This window comes from Streptomyces axinellae, assembly GCF_039532135.1.
Lineage (GTDB): Bacteria > Actinomycetota > Actinomycetes > Streptomycetales > Streptomycetaceae > Streptomyces > Streptomyces axinellae.
On record NZ_BAAARJ010000036.1, the window covers coordinates 1 to 17,526 of the forward strand.

At 67.4% G+C, this 17,526-nt stretch carries 12 protein-coding genes; 3 read left to right on the top strand and 9 right to left on the bottom strand.

Annotation, left to right across the window (positions count from 1 at the left end):
• Positions 1-57 precede the first annotated feature (57 nt).
• From ABD339_RS32280 to ngcE, 6 genes are all read right to left on the bottom strand, one after another.
• On the bottom strand, positions 58-921 hold the full coding sequence (locus ABD339_RS32280; RefSeq protein ID WP_344570728.1) for a carbohydrate ABC transporter permease: 864 nt from the start codon (positions 919-921) through the stop codon (positions 58-60).
• Positions 921-1,859 (bottom strand): carbohydrate ABC transporter permease, encoded by a 939-nt coding sequence (locus ABD339_RS32285; protein ID WP_344570729.1) that lies wholly within the window; start codon positions 1,857-1,859, stop codon positions 921-923. Before ABD339_RS32285 ends, ABD339_RS32280 begins: the two co-directional genes overlap by 1 nt.
• A gap of 50 nt (positions 1,860-1,909) precedes the next feature.
• On the bottom strand, positions 1,910-3,169 hold the full coding sequence (locus ABD339_RS32290) for an extracellular solute-binding protein (RefSeq protein WP_344570730.1): 1,260 nt from the start codon (positions 3,167-3,169) through the stop codon (positions 1,910-1,912).
• Positions 3,170-3,339: 170 nt separating this feature from the next.
• Entirely contained in the window at positions 3,340-4,275 is a 936-nt protein-coding gene (locus ABD339_RS32295) for a carbohydrate ABC transporter permease (RefSeq protein WP_344570731.1), read from the bottom strand.
• Between the two features lie 21 nt (positions 4,276-4,296).
• Positions 4,297-5,247, bottom strand: a complete 951-nt coding sequence (locus tag ABD339_RS32300) for a carbohydrate ABC transporter permease (RefSeq protein ID WP_344570756.1) — start codon at positions 5,245-5,247, stop codon at positions 4,297-4,299.
• A gap of 349 nt (positions 5,248-5,596) precedes the next feature.
• Positions 5,597-7,024, bottom strand: a complete 1,428-nt coding sequence (ngcE, locus tag ABD339_RS32305) for an N-acetylglucosamine/diacetylchitobiose ABC transporter substrate-binding protein (protein WP_344570732.1) — start codon at positions 7,022-7,024, stop codon at positions 5,597-5,599.
• A gap of 356 nt (positions 7,025-7,380) precedes the next feature.
• Between ngcE and ABD339_RS32310 the strand changes: the two genes are divergently transcribed.
• Positions 7,381-10,815: a GH92 family glycosyl hydrolase gene (locus ABD339_RS32310; RefSeq protein ID WP_344570733.1), complete on the top strand. Its 3,435-nt coding sequence runs from the start codon at positions 7,381-7,383 to the stop codon at positions 10,813-10,815.
• 167 nt (positions 10,816-10,982) lie between these two features.
• Here the strand turns inward: ABD339_RS32310 and ABD339_RS32315 are convergent, their stop codons facing one another.
• From ABD339_RS32315 to acnA, 3 genes are all read right to left on the bottom strand, one after another.
• On the bottom strand, positions 10,983-11,978 hold the full coding sequence (locus tag ABD339_RS32315) for a hypothetical protein (RefSeq protein ID WP_344570734.1): 996 nt from the start codon (positions 11,976-11,978) through the stop codon (positions 10,983-10,985).
• A gap of 98 nt (positions 11,979-12,076) precedes the next feature.
• Positions 12,077-12,763 carry a hypothetical protein gene (locus ABD339_RS32320; protein WP_344570735.1) on the bottom strand — a complete coding sequence of 229 codons (687 nt, stop codon included), beginning with the start codon at positions 12,761-12,763 and terminating at the stop codon, positions 12,077-12,079.
• 236 nt (positions 12,764-12,999) lie between these two features.
• Positions 13,000-15,735, bottom strand: a complete 2,736-nt coding sequence (gene acnA, locus ABD339_RS32325; protein WP_344570736.1) for an aconitate hydratase AcnA — start codon at positions 15,733-15,735, stop codon at positions 13,000-13,002.
• Positions 15,736-16,157: 422 nt separating this feature from the next.
• Here acnA and ABD339_RS32330 point away from each other — a divergent pair, with 422 nt between their 5' ends.
• Together ABD339_RS32330 and ABD339_RS32335 are read left to right on the top strand one after the other, a co-directional pair.
• Entirely contained in the window at positions 16,158-16,445 is a 288-nt protein-coding gene (locus tag ABD339_RS32330) for a polyprenyl synthetase (protein WP_344570737.1), read from the top strand.
• Entirely contained in the window at positions 16,426-17,517 is a 1,092-nt protein-coding gene (locus ABD339_RS32335; RefSeq protein ID WP_344570738.1) for a polyprenyl synthetase family protein, read from the top strand. The genes ABD339_RS32330 and ABD339_RS32335 overlap by 20 nt, the downstream gene beginning before the upstream one ends.
• The last annotated feature ends 9 nt before the right edge of the window (positions 17,518-17,526 follow it).

The following is a 17,526-nucleotide window of genomic DNA, read 5'->3' on the forward strand; positions in this document are numbered from 1 at the left end:
GGCAGGGGGGGCGGGTCCCCGGCCTGGGCCGGGGACCCGCCGCTCCTGCCTGCTACGTCACTTCACGGAGCCGGCGGTCAGTCCGGAGACCACGTGCCGCTCGATGAAGGCGAACAGGATGATCACCGGCACGATCGCGACGACCGAGGCGGCGAACAGGTAGTTCCACTGGACGTTGTAGGCGCCGATGAAATTGTTGATGCCCACGGTCAGCGGCTGTTTGCCGGGCTCGGTGGAGAGCGTCAGCCCCATCACGAACTCGTTCCACGAGGTGATGAAGGTGAAGATCACCGCGGTGACGACGCCCGGCAGCGCCAGCGGCAGGGTCACCTTGATCATCGCCCCGAAGCGGCTGAGACCGTCCACCATGGCGGCCTCCTCCAGCTCCGGCGGGATCGAGCTGATGTAGGCGGTCAGGATCCAGACGGCGAAGGCGAGGTTGAACGCGGCGTTGCACAGGATCAGCGTCCAGACCGAGTTGAGCATGTCCAGCTGGTGGAACTCCCGGTACAGGCCCACCAGCAGGGACGTCGGCTGGAACATCTGGGTGACCAGCACCAGCAGCAGGAACAGCTTCCTGCCCCGGAAGCGCATCCGCGCCGTGTAGTAGGCCGCGGGCAGCGAGACCAGCAGCACCAGCACCGTGGCGCCGGCCGCGACCAGCAGCGTCACCTGGAGGTTGTCGCCGAGCGAGGACTCCTTCCAGACGTTGACGAGGTTGGACCACGCCAGCTTGTCCGGCAGATAGGTGCGGTCCCGCAGCTCATCGGCCGGCCGCAGCGCGGTGATGATCATCTCCAGGTACGGGGCGAGGAAGACCGCCGCGAGCAGCCAGGCGGAGGCGGCGATGACGAGAGTGCGCGGCTTGAAGGTCCGTTTGGGCGGCCGGACGGCCCGGGGGACCTGGGTTGCGGTCGTCATCAGTCCTCCTTGTTCCAGCGGCTGACCTTCAGGAAGATCAGCACCAGCACCACGACCATCGCGAAGTTGACCACCGACATCGCCCCGGACTCGCCGATGTCCGTCTCCTTCAGCTTGTACATGAACACCGTGCTGGTCGCGGTGTCGCTCCCCGGCCCGCCCTGCGTCATGGACCAGATGATGGGGAACGAGTTGAAGACGTTGATGAGGTTGATGACCACGCCGACGAGGAAGGCCGGGCGCAGCAGCGGCAGGGTGATGCCCCGGTAGGTCTGCCAGGCGCCGGCGCCGTCTATCCGCGCCGCCTCGTACACCTCGCCGGGGATGGTCTGGAGGCCGGCCAGCAGGGTGTAGGTGGTGAAGGGCAGCGAGACGAAGACGGCGACGAACATCATCCACGGCCAGGCGGTGCCCGGAGTGCCCAGCCAGTCCTTGGATTTGTCGATGATGCCGAGGTCGATCATCACCGTGTTGAGGACGCCGGCCGTGCTGTTGAGCATCCACTTGAAGCCGATGGCCGTCATCAGCACGGAGGCGGCCCAGGGGGCGATGAGCGCCCAGCGGGTGACGTTGCGGCCAGGGAAGCGCTGGTTGAAGAGCTGGGCGAGGCCCAGCGAGAGCAGCATGGTGACGCCGACGACCACGACGGTCCACAGCACCGTCCAGAGCAGCACATGCCCGAAGTCGGTCTCGTCGAACAGCTTCTTGAACTTGTCCGTACCGGCCGAGCCGCGGACGACACCCGCGATGCTGATGTTCAGGAACGAGGTCCTGATCAGCTCGAAGACGGGCCAGATGACCACGCCCAGGATCAGCAGGACGACAGGGGCAATCCAGGGAAGCGGGCCCAGCCGGGCCAGGCCGCTCTTACGGCCTGGCCGGGCGGGGAGCCCACCCCGTACCCGGCCCCTGCTGGCCGGGGACGGTGGGGCCTTCATTGACACAAGGTCTCCTTGCGAGGCGGAAGTGCGTCGGACCGGTCAGCGGGCTACTTGTTCGAGGCCGCGTCTTCCGCTTTCTTCTGCAGGTCGCCGAGCACCGACTTCGGGTCCTCCTGGACGGCCTTGCCGCCGGTCTTCTTCATCTCGGCCGAGACCACGTCCCAGGCCGGGTCGCCGAGCGGGTAGAACTTCGCGTTCGGCAGTTCCTTGAAGAAGGGCTCCAGGTCCTTGTGCTTCCCGCTGGACTGCATGTCCTGGAGGGTGTCCTTGGTGACCGGCATGAAGTTGTACATCTCGTCGAACTTCTTCATCTTCTTGGAGTAGGTGAAGTCGAGGAACTTCTTCACCTGCTCCTTCTTGCCGCCGTCCTTGAAGGCCATCATCCAGTCGGCGACGCCGAGGGTGGACTTCAGCGGGCCGTCCTTGCCGGGAATGGTGGTCACGCCGTAATCGACCTTGCCGGCCTTGGCCATCGCGATCAGGCTCGGGTGGCCGTTGAGCATGCCCGCCTTGCCGGCGGCGAAGTCCGCGAAGGCGGTCTTGCGGTCCGTGGTGGCCGGGTTGTCGTAGGTGAGCTTGGGCTTGACCAGGTTGTCCTGGAGCCACTTGAAGGTCTCGACGTTGGCCTTGCTGTCTATCGTGTATTTGCCGCCGCTGTCGGTGTAGCCGCCGCCGTTGCCCATTTCCCAGATCATGGACTCGCCCTGGGTCTCCTCGGGGCCGAGCGGGAGGGCGTAGGGGGTGTCGGCCGCCTTGGACGACTTGATCTTCTTCGCGGCGGACGCCACCTCGTCCCAGGTCTTGGGGGGTGACTTGATGCCGGCCTTCTCGAAGACCTTCTTGTTGTAGAAGAGCACGCGGGTGGAGGAGACCCACGGGATGCCGTACTGGGTGCCGTCCACCTCGCCGGCCTTGGAGAACGAAGGGATGAGATTGGCGCGCGTCTTGGGCGACATCACCTCGTCGGCCTTGTAGAGCAGGTCGTCGGCGACCTTGTCGGCGTAGCCGCCGGTCTGGAGCAGGTCCGGAACGTTTCCGCTCTGGATCATCGTCTTGACCTGCTTGTCGATCTCGTTCCAGTTGATGACCTGGACCTCGACCTTGATGCCCTTGTTCTTCTTCTCGAAGTCCTTGACGACGTCATTCCAGTAGATCTTGGAAGCGTTCGACGCCTTGTCGCCGTAGTCGGCGGCCACCAGCTTGATGGTGTTCTTGTCGCCCGAGTCCCCGCTGTCACCGCCGCAGGCCGTAGCGCCCAGTGCCATGGCGAGCGCTGCGGCGCCGGCCGCCACTGCTCTTCTGTTCATGTTGCTCAACCCTTCGACATCGGTGTCGACTTGCCCGCAAGTGCAGCCCCCCGAGCGCCCTCGCGAGATGATCCTCGCGGCGCTGTGGCGCAGAGACTACTCACGGCGGTTTCAGCCGCAACAGGTCTAGGCCACTTTCGTGGCCAAGCTGAAATCACGTCCGCCGACGCCTATTTGAGGGCCCCGGCCGTGAGACCTGCCTGCACCTGGCGCTGGAAGACCGCGTAGACGACGAGCACCGGCACCATGGCGATGGTCAGCCCCGCGAACAGGGCGCCCCAGTCCCCCCGGTAGCCCTGCGCCACGGCGAGCGAGGCCAGACCCTGGGGCAGGACATAGCTGTTCTCGTTCTCGCTGTTGAGCAGCAGCGGCAGCAGGTACTGGTTCCACTGGCCCAGGAAATTGAAGATGCCGATGCTGATCAGTCCCGGCTTGGCCATCGGCAGCATGATCTGGAAGAACGTCCGGGTGTGCGAGGCCCCGTCGACCATCGCCGCTTCCTGGACCCCGCTGGGCAGCGTGCGGAAGAAGGAGGTCAGGAAGAAGGTGGTGAAGGGCAGCGAGTAGGCGATATACGCGATCATCAGGCCCGGCCGGGTATCGAGCAGCCCGAAGTTGTCCATCATCTTGAACAGCGGGATCAGTGCCAGGATGACGGGGAACATCATGCCGCCCGCGAACAGCAGGAAGACGAACCGGTTTCCCGCGAAGGTGAAGCGCGCGATGACATACGCCGCCATCGAGCCCAGCAGCATGGTGCCGGTGAGCGAACCCAGCAGGATCACCACGGAGTTGAGCGCGTAGCGGCCGATCTTCGCCTCGTTCCAGGCGTGGCTGAAGTTCTCCCAGTGCAGCGAACCGGGCAGGCCCATCGGGTCGCTGAGGATGTCGCCGGAGGCCCGGAAGGCGGTGAGGGCGATCCACACGAGGGGGCCGGCCGCCATCACGACCCACACGATGAGGAAGGCGTGCGAGAAGACGTTCAGGGTGCCGCCCTCGGACACTTTGCCGGGGCTGCTCCCCCGCCGCGCGGAAGCGTCGGCGGGTGGGCGGGCGTCGGAGGGGGTGCCGCCATCAGCGGGGGCCGGGGTCGGGGCTGTGGTCATGATGGTGTGGCTCCCGCCGTCTCAGTATTCGATCCGGTCGCGGTTCCCGAGCCTCATTATGATCAACGAAAAGATCACGCTCAGGACGAGGAGGACGACGCCGAGGGAGGTGGCGTAGCCGAACTGCCCCTCCTGGAACTCCTTGTAGAGGTACACCGGCAGGACGTTCAGCGGGTGGTCCAGCCCGACCATGACCTGGACGACGGCGAACGAGTCGAGCGCCTGGATCCCCATGTAGACCCACCCGGTGCGCACGGTGTCCCAGATCAGCGGCAGCGTCACCTGGAAGAAGGTCTTGGCCCGGCCGGCCCCGTCCAGCAGCGCGGCCTCGTAGATGTCCCGGGGTATGGAGCCCATGGCCGCGGAGAAGAGCACCACGTAGAAGCCGACGAAGCTCCAGCACAGCACCGTGAGAACGGCGAAGAGCGCCAGCTTGTAGTCCCCGCCCAGCCAGGACTGCTCGGCGCCGTCGAGCCCGACCGCGCCGAGGACCCCGTTCAGCAGCCCGGCCCGGGTGTTGAAGACCCGCCCCCATACCACCGCGACGATGGCGATGGACAGCACCTGCGGGAAGAAGTACACGACCTTGTAGAACGAGGAGCCCGCCACACCCGCGATGGCCTGGCCCTTCCGGTGCCGGCCGCCCGCGGTGATCATGAACGCGAAGAAGAGGCCCAGTGCGAGCGTGATGAGCGGGGCGAGGACGAGCAGCAGGAAACTCGTCCTCGCCGAGGTCCAGAACCTTTCGTCGTTCCACATCTTGACGTAGTTGTCGAACCCGACGAAGTTCTGCCCGGCGCCGCCCGTCCAGTCCGTGAACGAGAAGAAGATCGCCTGGATGAAGGGCCAGACCACGAAGACCACGTAGAACAGCAGCGGCAGGGACAAGAACCCCACGACGAAGCGGTATCGGTCAACGGCGCGGTAACGGCGGTCGTATCGCACCCGGGCGGGGGTGAGCCGGGGCGGTATGAGAACCGAGACGGCCAGCAGCACCCGCTGCCCCGGCGAGTCCGCCTCGCGGGGCGCGCCGCCACCCTTTTCCCTGGACGGAGATTCCCCCGCTGGCACTTGAGTCTTCACATCGCTCCGATTCGCCGCGCCGGTCGTTCCGCCCGCGCCCGTCGTTCCGCGCCCGTGGTGCCCGTCATTCCGTGCCGTTGATCTTTCGCCACCATTGATCATCTCGGTGCAGCTGATCATTCGGTGCAGCTGATCTTGCGCCGTCGTCGATCTTTCGGTACCGCGATCGGCCGGTGTCACTGATCATTCGCAGCCGCCGGCCACCGCGCATTCGCCGCCGCTGATCGTGCCGCGTGGCTCAGGACTTCTTGATCTTCTGGATGTCGGGGTTCTTGGCGACCCGGTCAGCGCCCTTCTGCATGGCTTTCATGGTCTCTTTGACGGAGGACTCACCGGTCATGAACGTGCGCATGGCCCCGTTGAAGTCCTGCTCGAACAGCTCGGGGTACCACTCCCTGAAGAAGGCGATCACGATGTTCTTCCCGGCGGCCTTGATGGCTCGCTGGGAGCTTTCCACGCCGGGCGGCAGGTCCATTCCGTCGATCGCGCCCTTGACGGCGGGAATCGCGGAAACCTCCTTGAAGAAGTTGCGGGTCGACTCCTTGCTGTAGAACATCCGCATCCATTCCATGCCGCCCTGCACGTTCTTGGCCTTGGCGGGGACCACGAACGGCTCGCCGGGCGGGGAGTAGAGCGTCCCGAAGGGCATGGCGTCCCCCTTGTCGAGCGACGGCGTCGCGCCGACGGCCATGCGGAAGCCCTTCGGCGTGGTGTCCTTGGCCTCGTTCTCGACCCAGGAACCGTCGGGCACGAACACGGCCTTGCCCTTCGTCCAGGCGGTCTGCATCTCGACGTGCGCCTGCTGGCTGTCGAAGCCGCCCAGGACGTACTTCTTGGCGACCACTTCCTCCCACGCCTCGAAGACGGACTTCACCGCGTCGCTGGTCCAGGCGTTCGGCTCCAGGTTGTCCATCGCCTCGATGGCCTTGCGCCCGCCGGCCTGGGCGAACATGGCGTACATGCTGAAGAGCATGTACCGGGGGTGACCGCCGGGATACGCCCAGCCGTGGATGCCCTTCGCCTTCGCCTTCTTGCACAGGGCGAGCATCTCGTCCCAGGTCCTGGGGTATTCGGCCTCCAGCGTCTCCTCCAGCATCTTGGCGGAGTACCAGTTGCCGTAGACCGTCGCGGAGATGTTGAGCTGGTAGCAGCCGTCGGTGCCGAAGCGACCCATGTCCTCCATGCCGGGGATCAGGGTGTCGCGGACGGTCACGGAGGGGTCGTCCCAGGAGGGGGCGTCCAGCAGCTCGGTGAGGTCGGCGACCTGCTTGTTCTTCACGAGCTTGCCGATGTCCATGTTGTCGTCACCGGAGTTGTTGACGAGGTCCGGCGGATCGCCCTTGACGAGGCGCGGGCGTACCAGGGTGGAAATCTTCTCGGTGGACTTCTGGTCCGGCTTGGACTCGGGATAGCGCTTCTCGTACATGTCGGTGACGAACCGCGCGTACTTGTCCTCGTAGCCGCCCTTGAAGATATAGACCTGAAGCGGCGCGTCCTCTTTCACCGCCAGCGGATTCTTCTTCGACTTCTTTCCCTTTTCGGCCTTTTCGTCGCCGCCGCCGCTGCTGGCACAGGAGGTGAGGGCGCCGATAGCGGGTACCGCGAAAAGGCCGGCGGCGGTTGCCCTCTTCATCACATCACGACGGTTGACACTGGTGGATCCCATGCTCAAGTCCTCGCCTTCTCCAGGACTCAGGCGGTGTACCGGTCTCCCGTCAACTCGCCACCGGCGAAGGGCCCGACACCGCGGGTCAGTTGAAGCTGGGGTCGTGCAGTCCGTACGGGTGGTGCGCCAGTGAAACGGATCCCGCGCGCGGTTACCGTTCAAGGTGGGACAGGTATAGTCCACTCCTCGCCAACTCGGCAAGATCGAGAGCGTTTTCCTCCGCCATCTTTCCCGAGTTGAGACCTCTGCGACTTCGCACGTCTTCCGCCCCCTTGACACCCATGGGCCCAGGGACATTACTAAGCTCTGTAATTCGCTCTTGACAACGTTGTCTGTCTGCCTGCTGAGGGGTCCGCGTGCCACGCAGAGATCTGTCCCGCTTCAGACCGTCGCGGCGGGGCGCCAGACGCCCCGCCGTCATCGCGATCCTGGCCCTCCTGGCCACTACGGCCGCCCAGTCCACCGCCGTCGGCGCCCCCGATCCCGGAACCGGCCCGAAGGCCCGGGACTTCGCCTCCTCCTTCGAGACCGACGACCCGCCGCCCGACTGGCTCGACACCGTGGAGACCGGCCCCGACGGCAAGCCCCGCGCCGGGGGTGTCACCCCTCAAGACTCCCCGGACAAGCCCGGCATGACGACCCGTCCGGGAGACGGGCCCGCCTCCTCCCCCACCGCCAAAACCGGAGCGGGCTTCACCGGCAGGCACGCACTGCGCTACGCGGGCAGCCACACCGGGAAAGGCCGGGGCTACGCGTACACCAAGGTCTTCGACGTCGATGTGCCCGTCACCCGCGACACCGTGCTCTCCTACCGGCTCTTCCCGGAGATGAGCGGCGAGGACCGCTCCTACTCCGCCACCTACACAGCCGTCGATCTCGCCTTCACCGACGGCACCTACCTGAGCGACCTGCGCGCCACCGACCAGCACGGCGTGCGGCTGAGCCCGCGCGGCCAGGGCGAGGGCAAGACGCTGCACGTCAACCAGTGGAACAACAGCGAGACGCGGATCGGCCGGGCCGCGGCGGGCAAGACCATCGACCGCGTCCTGGTCGGCTACGACGCGCCCGAGGGCGCCGCCGAAGGGGCCCGGCCCTTCAGCGGCTGGATCGACGACATCGAGGTCGCACCCCGGCGGCCCGCGGCCCCCAAGGCGCACCTGTCCGATCACGTCGTCACCACCCGCGGCACCAACTCCAGCGGCGACTTCTCCCGGGGCAACAACTTCCCCGCCACCGCCGTACCGCACGGCTTCAACTTCTGGACGCCGGTGACCAACGCCGGCGCCACGGACTGGCTGTACGAGTACGCGCGCAAGAACACCGACGACAACCCGGCCAACCTCCCCACCCTCCAGGCGTTCAGCGCCAGCCACGAACCCAGCCCCTGGATGGGCGACCGGCAGACCTTCCAGGTCATGCCGTCGGCGGCCGAAGGCACCCCGGACCCCTCCCGCAAGGCCCGCGCCCTGCCCTTCCGGCACTCGAAGGAGACAGCCAGACCGCACTACTACGGGGTGACCTTCGAGAACGGGCTGCGCACCGAGATCGCGCCGACCGACCACGCGGCGATGATGCGCTTCACCTTCCCCGGCAAGGACGCCAGCGTGCTCTTCGACAACGTCGATGACCGCGCCGGGCTCACGCTGGATGAGAAGCGGGGCATCGTCAGCGGCTACTCGGACGTCAAGAGCGGCGGATCGACCGGCGCCACCCGGATGTTCGTCTACGCGGAGTTCGACGCGCCCACGACCCGCGGCGGAAAGCTGGCAGGCGGCGGCGCCAAGGACGCGGCAGGCTACCTGCGCTTCGACGCCGGCGCCGACCGCACCGTCTCCATGCGCATCGCCACCTCGCTGATCGGCGTCGGCCAGGCCAAGGCCAACCTGCGCGCCGAAATACCCGCAGGCCGCTCCTTCGGCCAGGTCAAGGACCGCGCCCAGCGGCAGTGGGACGACCTGCTGGACGTCATCGAGGTCGAGGGCGCCACCCCCGACCAGCTCACCACGCTCTACTCCAACCTCTACCGGCTCTACCTCTACCCCAACTCCGGCCACGAGAAGGCCGCCGGCCAGACGCGCTACGCCAGCCCGTTCTCCCCGGCCGAGAAACCGGACAGCCCCACCGAGACCGGCTCGAAGATCATTGACGGCGAGGTCTACGTCAACAACGGCTTCTGGGACACATATCGCACCACGTGGCCCGCCTACTCCTTCCTCACGCCCAAGAAGGCCGGGCGGATGGTGGACGGCTTCGTCCAGCAGTACAAGGACGGCGGCTGGATCTCCCGCTGGTCCTCACCCGGCTACGCGGACCTGATGACCGGCACCTCCTCCGACGTGGCCTTCGCCGACGCGTACGCCAAGGGCGTCACCTTCGACACCACGTCGGCGTACGAGGCAGCGCTCAAGAACGCCACCGTCGCCCCGCCCTCCTCCGGCGTCGGCCGCAAGGGCATGACCACCTCCCCGTTCCTGGGCTACACCAGCACCCGCACCAAGGAAGGCATGTCCTGGGCGCTGGAGGGCTACCTCAACGACTTCGGCATCGGCCGCATGGGCAAGGCCCTCTACCAGAAGACCGGCGAGCGGCGCTACAAGGAGGAGTCCGACTACTTCCTCCAGCGCGCCCAGAACTACGTGCGTCTCTACGACGAGAAGGTCGGCTTCTTCCAGGGCCGCAACGAGAACGGCACCTGGCGGCTGAACCCGGACGCCTACGACCCTCGCGTGTGGGGCTACGACTACACCGAGACCAACGGCTGGAACTTCGCCTTCACCGCGCCGCAGGACACCCGCGGCCTGGCCAACCTCTACGGCGGTCGCGCCGGGCTGGCCAAGAAGCTGGACGCCTACTTCGCCACCCCGGAGACCGCGGAGAAGAAGTACGCGGGCAGCTACGGCGGGATCATCCACGAGATGACCGAGGCACGCGATGTGCGGATGGGCATGTACGGGCACAGCAACCAGCCCTCCCACCACATCGCCTACACCTACGACGCGGCCGGACAGCCCTGGAAGACCCAGGAGAAGGTCCGCGAAGTCCTCTCCCGGCTCTACACCGGCAGCGAGATCGGCCAGGGCTACCCCGGCGACGAGGACAACGGGGAGATGTCCGCCTGGTACGTCTTCAGCGCGCTCGGCTTCTACCCGCTGGTCATGGGCTCCCCCGAATACACCGTCGGCTCACCCCTGTTCACCAAGGCGACCGTGCACCTGGAGAACGGCCGCGACCTGGTGATCAAGGCTCCCCGCAACAGCGCGGAGAACATCTACATCCAGGGCCTCAAGGTCAACGGCAAGAAGTGGACGTCCACCGCGCTCCCCCACCGGCTCCTGGCCAAGGGCGGCACCCTGGAGTTCGCCATGGGCCCCCAGCCCTCCAAGTGGGGCAGCGGCAAGAACGCGGGCCCCACCTCCCTCACCAAAGACGACAAGGTGCCCACGCCGAAGAGCGATGTGAGCCAGCCGGACGCGGACAACCCGCTCCTGGACAACACCTCCGACACGACGGCGGCGGTCACACAAGCCCCGGTCACCGTCGAGCGGGGTTCCCGGGTCACCTCGTACACGCTGACCTCGGCGGCGAAGGACACCGCACCGGGCAGCTGGGTGCTGGAAGGCTCACGGGACGGAAAGACATGGACGCCGGTGGACCGGCGCTCCGGTGAGACCTTCCGCTGGGACAAGCAGACCAGGGTCTTCGACGTGACCGAACCCGGGCGCTACGACCGCTACCGCCTCGTACCCGACGGCAGGGCGGGAGAGCTGGCGGAGGTGGAACTCCTGGGCTGACCGCGACGGCTCCGCCACGCACCGCCCTTTCCCGGTGGGTTCACCGGGAAAGGGCGGTTCCTGTGCCGCCCGGATGCCGCGTTCGTCCGTCAACGGCGAGCGCGGCGGCGACCGACGGCCAGCGGCCAGCGACCAGCGACCAGCGACCGACGGCCAGCGGTCAGCGGTCAGTCGCGGACGATCGACTGGACCTCGCGCACCCGCACGCTCCGCCCCTCGCCGTACTCACCCTGCGGCAGTTCGGCCCCCGCGCCGCCGGTGCCCTTCCAGGAGACCTTCCAGATGAGGGTGGCCTTCAGCTCGTAGGACTGCCCGCCTGGTGTCGCCTTGAGATAGGTCAGCCCGCACGGCGGGGTCTGCTTCGCCTTGCCCTTCGTGTACGGCGCACCGATACGCCCGTCCTCGACGACGCACTTGGCGCCCGCGGGGAACGTCTCGGCCTGGTCCGTGCCGGGCTCCAGAGTGAGCGCGTACGGCTCGGCTGTCGTCTCCGCCCACAACCCCGTGCCCGGCAGCGACACCCCGACCTTCACCGGCTTGAACTTCGCCTTGTCCAGCCAGGCCCAAGTCTTCAGATTGACCGTCTGCCGGCCCTCGGGATTGAGCGAGACATCGGTGTCCGGAATCGGCAGGGAGTCGTACACGGACTCCGCGAGCACCTTCGGGCTGACCGGGTTCGGCACATCCGGGGTATCCCCCTTGTCGACCCAAATCGCCTGCTGCGTACAGTCGTCGGACTTCGGGTCGTCCACCTTCTCGGGGTTCCGCACCCCTTCCCAGAACATTCCCTTGCCCTGCTTGGCCATGTTGTAGTTCTTGTATTTGTCGGTCTGGAAGTAGCCCTTCATGATGCTCTCGCTCTGGCGCTGAAGGGCGTTCACCAGATCCCCGGAGTCGCCAGGTATCAACCCGCCCGACTCCTTCTTCTTCTCGCGCTTCTCGGGCTCGTACTTTTTCATCAGCGCTTTGACTTCTTTGGGCGACATCGTGGGCTCGTACCAGCAGGCGGGCGCCTCCCAGTTGGAATCCCGCGGCGTCAGCGCCTCGGCCCCGCCCCCCTTGTCCCCCTCCACCACGACCTTCTTGACCCGGGACACCTTCGCCTCGGTGGTCTGCTTGTCGCCTCCGCCGGAGCCCTTGGCTTCGAAGTTCGACTCCCCCATGCCTGAACTCGGCTCACCCTCCCCGCCCGCATGCGCCACGTCAGGAAGGCAGACGAGGAAGAGCGCGAGCGAGCCGACCGCTACCCAACTCCGCCCTCTCATTTCATGCACCGTTCGGCTTCAGGCTCAGTGTCTCCCGAGACCTCCTGCCAGACGCCCTCCTTGTTGCGCTCCATCTGCGACGTGGCATACCCGAAGTTCTTCTTGCCGCCGTTGTTCGGCAGCAATTTTCCGGACTTGAGCAATTTCGTCTGTCCCCCGCTCTGGTCGATGCAGTACTTCACAGTCGCTTTGTGTTCACCTTGAAGTTCGACAGCCCAGTCGTAATAACGGACTTTACCGACCCAACTCCTGCCGTCCTCGACCCAGCCCTTCACATAGTTGTTGGCATCCAGCAACGCGCCCTTCTTCGAATAGAACTCAAGGGTTTTCACGCCCTTGTGGCGCGTGATGACCTGATCGGATGCGTTGATTCCGCGCTGAGCGTCCGCCAGAACCCCGTCCTTGACCGGATCCCCCGTGTCCGCCTTCTCAAAGACATTCTCCGCACCCTTCCCCAGCTTGATCACCGGACGCTTGATCCCGTCGTCCGTGGCCTCCCCCTTCGAGGCCGAGGCCGAGGCGGAGGGGGATTCGCCGCCCTTGTCCGCGCCCTTGATCTCGTCCGACGAACCACCTCCGTCGCCGCCGCAGGCGCCGAGCAACAGGGCCCCGGTCGCTGCGAGGACGGCCGGCATGCCGCCCCGGCGGATTCGGGTACGTGTGCAGGTCGTTCGACGGTTCATCGTGGTAACTCCCGGTTGCGGTTCATGCCGTGCACAGCGCGTGCTGCACGCTCAACCCACTGAATGTAATGGCCAGATCACTCGCACAACAGAAATATGGTCCTCCCCACACCCGCGCCAAGCGCAGGGCCCAGTGGCAGCACGCCGGGCGTCGGGCGCCCGGAACGCGGATGGGCCGCACCCCTCCCCAGGGGTGCGGCCCATCAGTGTGCGGGTCGCGGTGACGCCGCGAGGCGTCAGTCGCGGATCAGGGAGCGGAGGACGTACTGGAGGATGCCGCCGTTGCGGTAGTAGTCGGCCTCTCCGGGGGTGTCGATGCGGACCTTGGCGTCGAACTCCACGCCCGTGTCCGTGGTCACCTTGACGGTCTCGGGGATGCCGCCGTCGTTCAGCGCGGTGACGCCCGAGATGGAGAAGGTCTCCTCGCCGGTCAGGCCCAGCTCCTCGGCGGAGCCGCCCTCGGGGAACTGGAGGGGCAGGACGCCCATGCCGATCAGGTTCGAGCGGTGGATGCGCTCGTAGGACTCGGCGATGACGGCGCGCACGCCCAGCAGCGCGGTGCCCTTGGCCGCCCAGTCGCGCGAGGAGCCGGAGCCGTACTCCTTGCCCGCGAGGATGACCAGCGGGATGCCCTGCGCCTGGTAGTTCTGCGAGGCGTCGTAGATGAAGGAGACCGGGGCTTCCCCATCGCCTTCGGCCGCCCGCGTGAAGTCACGCGTGAAGCCGCCCTCGGTGCCGGGTGCGATCTGGTTGCGCAGCCGGATGTTGGCGAACGTGCCGCGGATCATGACCTCGTGGTTGCCGCGGCGCGAGCCGTAGGAGTTGAAGTCGCGGCGCTCGACTCCGTGCGAGGTGAGGTACTTGCCTGCCGGGGTGTCGGCCTTGATGGCACCGGCCGGGGAGATGTGGTCGGTGGTGACCGAGTCGCCCAGCTTGGCCAGCACGCGGGCACCGGAGATGTCGGTGACCGGGGCCGGCTCCATGCCCATGCCCTCGAAGTACGGGGGCTTGCGGACGTAGGTGGACTCCGCGTCCCACTCGAAGGTGTTGCCGGTGGGGATCGGCAGGGCCTGCCACTGGGCGTCGCCGGCGAAGACGTCGGCGTAGTCCTTGGTGAACATCTCCTGGCCGATGGCAGAGGCGACGACCTCCTCGATCTCCTGCTCGGAGGGCCACAGGTCCTTGAGATATACCGGGTTGCCGTCCTGGTCGATGCCGAGGGCCTCGGTGGTGATGTCGACCTTCATGGAGCCGGCGATCGCGTAGGCGACGACCAGCGGCGGGGACGCCAGGTAGTTCATCTTGACGTCGGGGTTGATCCGGCCCTCGAAGTTGCGGTTGCCGGACAGGACGGCGGCGACGGCCAGGTCGTTGTCGTTGACCGCCTGGGAGACCTCCTCGGGCAGCGGGCCCGAGTTGCCGATGCAGGTGGTGCAGCCGTAGCCGACGAGGTTGAAGCCGAGCTTGTCGAGGTACGGCGTCAGGCCCGCGCGGTCGTAGTAGTCCATGACGACCTGGGAGCCGGGGGCCAGGGTGGTCTTGACCCAGGGCTTGCGGGTGAGGCCCTTCTCCACCGCCTTCTTGGCGACGAGCGCGGCCCCGACCATGACGTACGGGTTGGAGGTGTTGGTGCACGAGGTGATCGCGGCGACGGTGACGGCCCCGTGGTCGATCTCGTAGGTGTGGCCGTCGGGGCCCGTGACCTGGACCGGCTTGGTGGGCACGCCGTTGGAGACGGCCGGTGCGTCGGAGGCCGGGAAGGACTCCTTGCCCGCCTCGTCGGTGTCCGCCTCGGAGACGTAGTTGACGACGTCCAGGCCGAACTGGTGCTTGGCCTCGGACAGCGCGATGCGGTCCTGCGGGCGCTTGGGGCCGGCGATGGAGGGGACGACCGTGGCCAGGTCCAGCTCCAGGTACTCGCTGTACTCGGGCTCGTGCGCGGCATCGTGCCACATGCCCTGCGCCTTGGCGTACGCCTCGACCAGCGCGAGCTGCTGCTCGCTGCGGCCGGTCAGCTTCAGGTAGTTGAGGGTCTCCTGGTCGATCGGGAAGATCGCGGCCGTGGAGCCGAACTCCGGCGACATGTTGCCGATCGTGGCGCGGTTGGCCAGCGGCACGGCGCCGACGCCCTGGCCGTAGAACTCCACGAACTTGCCGACCACACCGTGCTTGCGCAGCATCTCGGTGATGGTGAGCACCAGGTCGGTGGCGGTGGTGCCGGTGGGCAGCTCGCCGGTCAGCTTGAAGCCGACGACGCGCGGGATGAGCATCGAGACGGGCTGGCCCAGCATCGCGGCCTCGGCCTCGATGCCGCCGACGCCCCAGCCGAGGACGCCGAGGCCGTTGACCATGGTGGTGTGCGAGTCGGTGCCGACGAGGGTGTCCGGGTATGCCTGGCCGTCGCGGACCATGACGGTGCGCGCCAGGTGCTCGATGTTCACCTGGTGGACGATGCCGGTGCCGGGCGGGACGACCTTGAATTCGTCGAAGGCGGTCTGGCCCCAGCGCAGGAACTGGTAGCGCTCCTTGTTGCGGCCGTACTCCAGCTCCACGTTCTGGCTGAAGGCGTCGGGCGTGCCGAACTTGTCGGCGATGACGGAGTGGTCGATGACCAGCTCGGCCGGGGCCAGCGGGTTGATCTTCGCGGGGTCGCCGCCCAGCTCCTTGACGGCCTCGCGCATGGTGGCGAGGTCCACGACGCACGGCACACCCGTGAAGTCCTGCATGATCACGCGGGCGGGCGTGAACTGGATCTCCTGGCTGGGCTGGGCCTGGGAGTCCCAGCTGCCGATCGCCCTGATGTGGTCGGCGGTGATGTTCGCGCCGTCTTCGGTGCGGAGCAGGTTCTCCAGCAGGACCTTCAGGCTGTACGGCAGGCGGGCGGAACCCTCTACTTTGTCCAGCTTGAAGATTTCGTACGACTCGTCGCCCACCTGCAGCGTGCTGCGGGCGTCGAAGCTGTTCGCCGACACGACAGTCTCCTTCAGTGCCTTGAGTGCATCGGCCGCCGGTGCGCTATGGTGAGCGACACGAAGTTAGGTAAGCCTTACCAACCCTGCTCGCCCTGCGACAGCGACCGCGACGTATGCCGTCGCCAGTTATCTCGATGTCGAGATAACTCTAGTACACGACCGTCGGACGGTCATGCGGTGCCCCTGCCCGTGTTCCCCCGCCGCGAACACCGGGCACTCCCGCCGAGCGCTCCCGGGCATTCCCGAGCACTCCCCGCCGAGGACACCCTCTCCCGCCGTCCGCTCGCACAATTGCATGAGTGTTCACTCAATCGTGAGTTCCCCTCCCCCTCCCGCCCGGCGTGCCGCGATGCTCGGAAACACGGGCGTGTGACCTGCGCGGCCTGAAGGTGCAAGCGGGCGGGGACGGGTGGGGCGAGGACATGACCCAAGAAGCGGAACGGCACGCGGGCGCCGACGGCCGGGCACTGCTGCTGGCGGCGGGGCTGGCCGATCTGGCGGTGAGCACCGCGGGCTCGGCCCTGGGGACGGTACGGGGGCTGCTGCGCCGCTCGGACGCCGCGGAGCTGGCCGCCGACGCCGAGCGGGAACTCCTGGCGCGCGGGCGCCTGGTGAGGGACCGGTACGCGGCCCTGCCCCCGGCGCACCTGGAGATCCTCGCCCAGCAGGCACTGGCCCAAAAGAGCGCCGATGACGCCCGCGACGCCTGACCGGTGGGAGCCGGCCGCCTTCAAGGCCCGCGTGGATGAGGTGCTGTGCCGGTTCGTCGCCCAAGAGGCCGACGCGTTCACCGCGATCGACCCGCTGCTGGACCCCGTGGGCCGCTGTCTGGAGGCGGCGGTCGCGGACGGCAAACGGCTGCGGGCGGCGTTCTGCTACTGGGGATGGCGCGCGGTGGGACAGCCGGACAGCGACGCGCTGTTGCGGGCGGCGGCCTCCATGGAGCTGGTGCACGCCGCCGCGATCGTGCACGACGACCTCATCGACGACAGCCCGCTGCGGCACGGGCGCCCCACCGCGCAACTCGCCCTGCGCGATGCCGTGGGGCGGCACCCGGACCCCGGTGATACCGCCGAATCCGCTGCCGCCGCTGCCGCCGGGAGGTCGCTGGCGATGCTGGCCGGGGACCTGCTGATGGCGCTGGCCGGGCAGCTGTTCACCACCAGTGGCCTGCCCGCCGCCTATCTCCTGCGGGCCCGTCCGCTGTGGTCGGTGATGGCCCGCGAGCTGATCGCGGGTGAGTGCCTGGAGATCCTGCGTACCGGAGCCTGCCTGGACACCGAGGCGTCGCTGAAGGTGATCCGGTACAAGACTGCCAAGTACACCGCCGAACAGCCCCTGCTGATCGGCGGCGCCCTGGCCGGAGCGGGCACGCGGCTGCGCGAGGGGCTCTCCGCGTACGGCCTGCCGCTGGGCGAGGCGTTCCAGCTGCGCGACGACCTGCTCGGCCTGTTCGGAGCGCCGGAGCGCACCGGCAAGGCCAGCGCCGACGACGTGCGCGGACAGCGCCCCACAGCGCTGCTGGCCGAAACGTGGCGCCTGGCCGGCGACGAGGAACGCGACGTGCTGCGCACCCTGTTGGAGCGAGGCGCTCTGGAAGCGGAAGGGCTGGACGCGGTGCGCGGAATGATGCGCCGGCTGGGGGCCACCGACCGCGTCGAGGACATGATCAGGGCACGGGTCGAAGAGGCGCTCGACGCCCTCCACGAGCTGCCCGTACCCGCGCACGCCGCCAGGGCCCTGTCCTCACTGGCGCACGCGGCGGCGGTCCGCCAGTTCTGACTCTCCTAC